The following is a 6,289-nucleotide window of genomic DNA, read 5'->3' as shown; positions in this document are numbered from 1 at the left end:
CGCCACCGCCACCGCCACCGCGCCAGCCGGCGCCATGCTGCGCGAAGTCGTGGTCACCGCCAATCCGCTCGGCAGCGACCTCAACGACATGGTGGCACCGGTATCGACGCTCGGCGGCGACGCCCTGGCCGTGCGCCAGGGCAGCACGCTGGGCGACACGCTCGACAAGCTGCCCGGGGTCTCGTCCAGCTACTTCGGCCCCAATGCCAGCCGGCCGGTGATCCGCGGCCTGGACGGCGACCGCATCAAGGTGCTGCAGAACGGCGGCACCACCGTCGACGCCTCCACGCTGTCCTACGACCACGCAGTGCCGGTGGACCCGCTCGTGGCCGAGCGCATCGAGGTCGTGCGCGGCCCGGCAGCGCTGATGTACGGCGGCAACGCCATCGGCGGCGTGGTCAACGTGATCGACAACCGGATTCCGAAGGAGCCGATCGAAGGCATCGGCGGCGCGGTCGATGCCAGCGCCACCGCGGGCGGCGACCAGGCGCGCAACGCCAGCGCGCTGATCGAGGCCGGCAACGGCAAGTTCGCCGTCCACGCCGACGCCTTTGCGCGCAAGACCAGCGACCTGCGCATCCCCGGCTACGCCCGCAGCGACCGCCTGCGCAGCGCCGATCCTCTGCCGGAAGGCGAGACCGAAGCCTATGGCCGCCTGCCCAACACCAGCGCGCAGCAGGAAGGCGGCGCGATGGGCGGCTCCTACACCTGGGCCGATGGCTTCGTCGGCGCCAACTACAGCGCCTACCGCAATGAGTACGGCACGCCCGCCGAGGACGACGTGCGGCTGAAAATGCGGCAGGACCGCTTTGCGCTGGAAGGCGAGGCACGCAACCTGGCCGGCAACACCGCCGGCTGGCTCGAATCGGTCAAGGGCAAGTTCGGCTACACCGACTACGAACACAAGGAGATCGAGGGCGGCGAGACCGGCACGATCTTCAAGAACCGCGGCTGGGATGCGCGCCTGGAGGCCAGGCACGCGAAGATCGGCAACATGACGGGCGTGATCGGCACACAGTTCGGCCATACCGACTTCTCCGCGTTGGGCGAAGAGGCATTCGTGCCGAGCACCAATACGGATAACGCGGCGCTGTTCGTGTTCGAGGAACTGCCGCTGACCGCTTCCGGCGACCTCAAGCTGAACCTGGGCGGGCGCCTGGACCACAGCAGCATCAAGGCCAGCGCCAACGGCAACGACCGCTTTACCGATGCCAGCCGCAGCTTCAACGCCACCAGCGCGTCGGCCGGCCTGCTCTACAAGGTCAACCCGCTGTGGTCGCTGACCAGCAACCTGTCGTACACCGAGCGCGCGCCGACCTTCTACGAGCTGTATGCCAACGGCCCCCACGTGGCCACCGGCGCGTGGGAGCTGGGCGATCCCAATGCCAACAAGGAACGGGCCACCTCTATCGACCTGGGCGTGCGCTTCAAGTCCGGCGCGCACAGCGCCGCCGTGTCGGGCTACTACAGCCGCTTCGCCAACTACCTCGCGCTGAACGCCACCGGCCGCACGCGTGACGAGGCGGGCGATGTGGTCGCCGCCGGCAGCCCGGACGCGCTGCCGGAGTTCCAGTACCTGGGTGTGCCGGCCACGCTGTACGGCTTCGAGGTGGAAGGCAAGACGCGCTTGCTGCAGAAAATGCTGACCACCAGCGACACGCTGGACTTCGAGGCCCGCGCCGACTACGTGCGCGGCGAGAACCGCGATACCGGCGAACCGCTGCCGCGCCTGGCACCGCTGCGCCTGGGCGGTGCACTGGTGTATGGCGCGGGCCCGTGGGGCGCGCGCGTCGACGTGACCTACGCCGCAAAGCAGACCCGCGTGCCGACCAACGACACGCAGACCGATGCCTATACGCTGCTGAGCCTGGCGCTGACCTACAAGTTCAAGGTGTCGGGCACGCAGACGCTGGTGTACCTGCGCGGCGACAACCTGACCAACCAGGATGCGCGCAACTCGGCTTCGATCCTGCGTGATATCGCACCGCTGGCCGGGCGCAGTGTGAAGGTGGGGTTCAGGACGTCGTTCTGAGGATGCAGGCAGGCGTGGTGAATCAATCCCGATTCACCACCCACTCCCCCTCCACCGCCAGCGCCTTCACTCCCGCCAGCGCGCGCACCGTCTGCGCGCAGACCTCGGCCATCTCCAGCCCCGGCATGAAGCGCTGGCGGATGCGCACCATCAGCGGCGCGGCCTCCATCCATGCCACCAGCGCGTCCTGGGCCATGCGCTGCTGCTCCAGCAGCTTGAACTTCACCAGCACCTTGACCGCATGGCTGGCATTGCGCGCCGGGTCGGCGCTCAGGTAGGCCAGGCGCCCCTGGGCGCGTTCGACCGCCGCCGCCACATCGGTAAACATCCGGCCATGGCCCGGGATCACCAGCCGCGCGTCGAGCTGCGCGATGCGCTCCAGCACCGCCGCCTGCTCGGCGAAGCCGCTCTCGCCATCCAGCTCGGGGAAGATCACGCCGAAACCGTTCTCCCACAGCGCATCGCCGGAAACCAGGATGCGCCCGGCCGGCGCGAACAGCATCACCGCGTGCGGGTCATGGCCGGGAGCGGCCACGACTTGCCAGTCGATGCCACCCAGGCGCAGCGTGTCGCCGTCGCTCAGCACGCTGTCGAAGGTGAAGCGGTCGCACTGCTGGCCGGTGGCGTTGTAGCTGAGCGCTTCCGTATCCCACGCGGCAACGGCAGCGGCCTCGGCCGCGGGGATCGCGGTGCGCGGCTGCCAGCGCGCCTGCAGCGCGGCATTGCCGCCGCAGTGGTCGGAGTGCAGATGGGTATTGATCACGCGTGCGAGCGGCCGGCCCTGCAAGGCGGCCGCCACCAGCGCCACCGTCTGCGGCGCGTGGGTGACGTAGCCGGTATCGACCAGCACCGTATCGTCGCCGTCCACGAACAGGATATTGTTAGCCGACAGCCAGCCGCGCTCGAACACGCGCATGGATGGCGGCAACTGCGGAACCGGGCTTGCGCTCAAGGGGATGCCTCCTCGCCTGCCAGCCATGCTGCGCGCTGCGGCAGTTGCGCCCACACGTGGCGCTTGTCTTCGTCGCTGGCCGAGGACCAGCCGGCGATTTCGTCGATCGTGCGCAGGCAACCTGCGCAGTAGCCGCTGAACGGGTCCATGTGGCAAATGTTGCGGCATGGCGAAGGCACAGGCGACGCGCGCAGCGCGAGGTCGGCTTGCGCCGCCAGTTCAGCCGCGGAGGGGACGGGCGTGGGCATGGTGGCCATCGGACAGCGCTCAGCCCGCCGCGCGCGCGGCCTTGGCGGCGACCTTCTCATTGAAGCGGCCGGCGTCGATCAGGTGGCGCTCATGCACGCCCTCGGAGATCTTGTCCTCGCCGTCCCAGGCGCTCAGCTGGAAGCGCAGGCGGCGCCCGTCCACCGCCACCAGTTCGCCCTTGACCGTCACCGTCATGCCGGGCGGCGTCGGCGCCAGGTGCGAGAAGCTGACCAGCGTGCCGAGCGACTGCTCGCGCGGCCAGTCCAGGTGTTCGCGCAGCATCTGCAGGCAGGCACACTCCATGATGCCGACCATATAGCCGGTGGCCAGCACGTCGGGCATCTCGGGGCAGCCCGGGATATCGTCGTACAGGCGCGGCACGGTGGCCTTGGGCGGCACCGTGTATTGCCAGCTGAAGGTCAGGCCGGGGCGCAGGTCGGGACTCATGCCACTGAGCCTGCCGCGACGTCGGCCACTTCAGCGCCCGTCATCTGCTGCAACTGGTGCGGCGTCAGGTTGAATACCGCATGGGGATGCCCCGCCGCGGCCCACAAGCTGTCATAGCGGAACAGGTCCTGGTCCAGCAGCATCACCGGCGCCACCGCATGTCCGATCGGGCAGACGCCGCCGATGGCGTAGCCGGTCTTCTCGCGCACGAAGCGCGCGTCGGCCTTGCCCAGCGCGCCTACGCGCGCGGCCACCTTGGCCTCGTCGACGCGGTTGCTGCCGCTGGCAATCACCAGCACCGGCGCATCGTCGGCCACGCGCCGGAAGATGATGGACTTGGCGATCTCGGCCACGCTGCAGCCCAGCCCCGCCGCGGCCTCGGCCGAGGTCTTGCCGGTGGCCGGCAGCATCACCACGGGCCGGTCATGGCCAAGCCCGGCCAGCAGGTCCGCCACGCGCTGCGCGGACTCGGGCAGCGCTTCGTCATTCACCGTCATGCGTACTTCTCCTTGTTCTGTGGCCCGCGCCTGATCCGCACTTACGCGCAGGCAGGCGCCGCATCGCTGGCGGCGGCCCACTTGGTCAGCAAGGCACGGCCCACGCGCGAGCTGTTGGCGCGGCCAATTGCCTGCGAGATATAGTCGCCGGTGCGCACCACCGCTTCCAGGTCGATGCCGGTGTGGATGCCCATGCCGTGCAGCATGTACAGCACGTCCTCGGTCGCCACGTTGCCGGTCGCGCCCTTTGCGTACGGGCAGCCGCCCAGCCCCGCCACCGACGCATGGAAGATCGAGATACCCACTTCCAGGCTGGCCAGGATATTGGACAGCGCCTGCCCGTAGGTATCGTGGAAATGGCCCGACAGGCGGTCCAGCGCAAACTCCGCCGCCGCGGCGCGCATCACTTCCTGCACGCGCACGGGAGTGCCCACGCCGATGGTGTCGGCAATGTCGATCTCGTCGCAGCCCAGTTCGCGCATGCGCCGCACCACGTCGACCACCGCGTGCACCGGTACTTCGCCCTGGTACGGGCAGCCCAGCGCGCACGAGATGCTGCCGCGCAGGCGCACGCCCTTCTCCTTGGCTGCGGCGGCCACCGGCGCAAAGCGCGCGATCGACTCGGCGATCGAGCAGTTGATGTTCTTCTGCGAGAACGCCTCGCTGGCGGCGCCGAAGATCACGACCTCGTCGGCACCGGCCTCGATCGCGCCTTCAAACCCCTTCATGTTCGGCGTCAGCGCCGAAAACAGTGTGCCGGGCCGGCGCTGGATGCGCGCCATCACGTCGGCACCGTCGGCCATCTGCGGCACCCACTTGGGCGACACGAACGACGCGGCCTCGATATTGACGAAGCCGGCATCGGTCAGCTGGTTGATCAGCGCGACCTTGACCTCGGTCGGCACCATCGCCTTCTCGTTCTGCAAGCCGTCGCGCGGGCCGACTTCAACGATCTTCACGTAGTTCGGCATGGTCATGGCAGTCTCCTGTCTTTGATTGGTATTGGTCGGGCGCTCAGTAGCCGCGCTGCACGTCGACCACGCCCGCGATCGGCTGGCCCGCGCGCAGCGCGCGGATCTTGCCGGCGATCTGCGCGATGCTGTCTTCGCGCAGCGTGAGCGCCGAGATATGCGGCGTGACGGTGATGCGCGGCTCCTGCCAGAACGGGTGTTCGGCAGGCAGCGGCTCGGTGCGGAACACGTCGAGCGTGGCACCCGCAACCTGCCCCGACTGCACCGCGGCGAGCAGGTCTTCCTCGACCAGGTGCTGCCCGCGCGCGACGTTGATCACATACGCGCCCTGTGCCAGCCGCGCGAACAGCGCGGCGTTGAGGATGTTCTCGGTCTGCGGTGTCAGCGGCAGCACATTGACCAGTACGCGCAGGCCATCGAGGAACGGCGCCTGCCCGGCATCGCCATAGAAGCCGCTCACGCCTTCGATGGCGCGCGCGGTGCGGCTCCAGCCACGCACCGGGAAGCCGAAGCCCGCCAGCGTGCGGGCGATATGCGTGCCGAGCGTGCCCACCCCCATCACGCCGATGGTGAAGTCCGCGCGGCGATGCGGCTTGAGGAACTTCCAGTTGCCGGCGCGCTGCTGGGCCTCGTAGGCGTCCATCTTGCGGAAATAGCGCAGCACGGCGTGGGTGACGTACTCGGCCATCTGCGCGGCCATGCCGGCATCGTCGAGCCGCACGATCGGCACGCCCGCGGGCAAGGCGTCAGGGGCTTCATCGCGCAGGCGCAGGATGCCGTCGACGCCGGCGCCCAGGTTGAACACCGCCTTCAGCTCGGTACGGCCACGCAGCATCTCCACCGGCGGGCGCCAGACCACGGCGTAGTCGGCCGGTTCGCCACGGCTGTCCTCCCACGTCACGCATTGCGCTTCGGGCAGTGCCTCGGCGAATCCTGCGATCCAGGCGTCGTAGCGGCCATCGGGGACGTACAACTGCAACTTCATTTTGTCTCCAGGGGAATCTGGTGGGGTTAAAGACGTATTTTGGCAGAGGAACGGACGTGGGGTTGGTTGGGGCAACGGTGACCGCGCCCCTGCCCCTGTCGGCATCAAGCCCCCGACTTCCCCTCGAACGCCAGAAGCTGCGCCCCCTCCACAACC

The 6,289-nt window shown here is 68.9% G+C and carries 7 protein-coding genes; 1 reads left to right on the top strand and 6 read right to left on the bottom strand.

Going from position 1 to position 6,289, the window contains the following annotated elements; translation table 11 throughout:
* Positions 1–2,032: TonB-dependent receptor (locus AC3WQZ_RS35285; protein WP_492302120.1), on the top strand; the 2,032-nt coding region annotated here is incomplete at its 5' end.
* 22 nt (positions 2,033–2,054) lie between these two features.
* Here the strand turns inward: AC3WQZ_RS35285 and AC3WQZ_RS35280 are convergent.
* Genes AC3WQZ_RS35280 through AC3WQZ_RS35255 form a run of 6 tightly spaced genes read right to left on the bottom strand, consistent with a single transcriptional unit; the run spans position 2,055 to position 6,133 of the window.
* Positions 2,055–3,011 carry an MBL fold metallo-hydrolase gene (locus tag AC3WQZ_RS35280; RefSeq protein WP_492302119.1) on the bottom strand — a complete coding sequence of 319 codons (957 nt, stop codon included), beginning with the start codon at positions 3,009–3,011 and terminating at the stop codon, positions 2,055–2,057.
* On the bottom strand, positions 2,981–3,241 hold the full coding sequence (locus AC3WQZ_RS35275) for a DUF1289 domain-containing protein (RefSeq protein ID WP_010813277.1): 261 nt from the start codon (positions 3,239–3,241) through the stop codon (positions 2,981–2,983). The genes AC3WQZ_RS35280 and AC3WQZ_RS35275 overlap by 31 nt, the downstream gene beginning before the upstream one ends.
* A gap of 10 nt (positions 3,242–3,251) precedes the next feature.
* Complete coding sequence (locus tag AC3WQZ_RS35270; RefSeq protein ID WP_010813276.1) at positions 3,252–3,680, bottom strand: thioesterase family protein; 429 nt, start codon at positions 3,678–3,680, stop codon at positions 3,252–3,254.
* A complete protein-coding gene (locus AC3WQZ_RS35265; RefSeq protein WP_010813275.1) occupies positions 3,677–4,177 on the bottom strand; it encodes a YbaK/EbsC family protein in 501 nt (166 codons plus the stop codon). The genes AC3WQZ_RS35270 and AC3WQZ_RS35265 overlap by 4 nt, the downstream gene beginning before the upstream one ends.
* Positions 4,178–4,218: 41 nt before the next feature.
* The gene (locus AC3WQZ_RS35260; protein WP_010813274.1) at positions 4,219–5,154 is read right to left on the bottom strand and encodes a hydroxymethylglutaryl-CoA lyase; all 936 of its coding nucleotides are present in this window, start codon (positions 5,152–5,154) and stop codon (positions 4,219–4,221) included.
* 37 nt (positions 5,155–5,191) lie between these two features.
* On the bottom strand, positions 5,192–6,133 hold the full coding sequence (locus tag AC3WQZ_RS35255) for a 2-hydroxyacid dehydrogenase (RefSeq protein ID WP_010813273.1): 942 nt from the start codon (positions 6,131–6,133) through the stop codon (positions 5,192–5,194).
* Positions 6,134–6,289: the final 156 nt, after the last annotated feature.

The organism is Cupriavidus sp. FW305-26, assembly GCF_058787975.1.
This window is presented reverse-complemented; position numbering and strand designations above follow the sequence as displayed.

Bases quoted from the DNA above. Each gene is read 5' to 3' on its own strand.
- AC3WQZ_RS35275 (WP_010813277.1), bottom strand. From the start codon at position 3,241: ATGGCCACCATGCCCACGCCCGTCCCCTCCGCGGCTGAACTGGCGGCG.
- AC3WQZ_RS35255 (WP_010813273.1), bottom strand. From the start codon at position 6,133: ATGAAGTTGCAGTTGTACGTCCCCGATGGCCGCTACGACGCCTGGATC.
- AC3WQZ_RS35280 (WP_492302119.1), bottom strand. From the start codon at position 3,011: ATGGCTGGCAGGCGAGGAGGCATCCCCTTGAGCGCAAGCCCGGTTCCG.
- AC3WQZ_RS35260 (WP_010813274.1), bottom strand. From the start codon at position 5,154: ATGACCATGCCGAACTACGTGAAGATCGTTGAAGTCGGCCCGCGCGAC.
- AC3WQZ_RS35270 (WP_010813276.1), bottom strand. From the start codon at position 3,680: ATGAGTCCCGACCTGCGCCCCGGCCTGACCTTCAGCTGGCAATACACG.
- AC3WQZ_RS35265 (WP_010813275.1), bottom strand. From the start codon at position 4,177: ATGACGGTGAATGACGAAGCGCTGCCCGAGTCCGCGCAGCGCGTGGCG.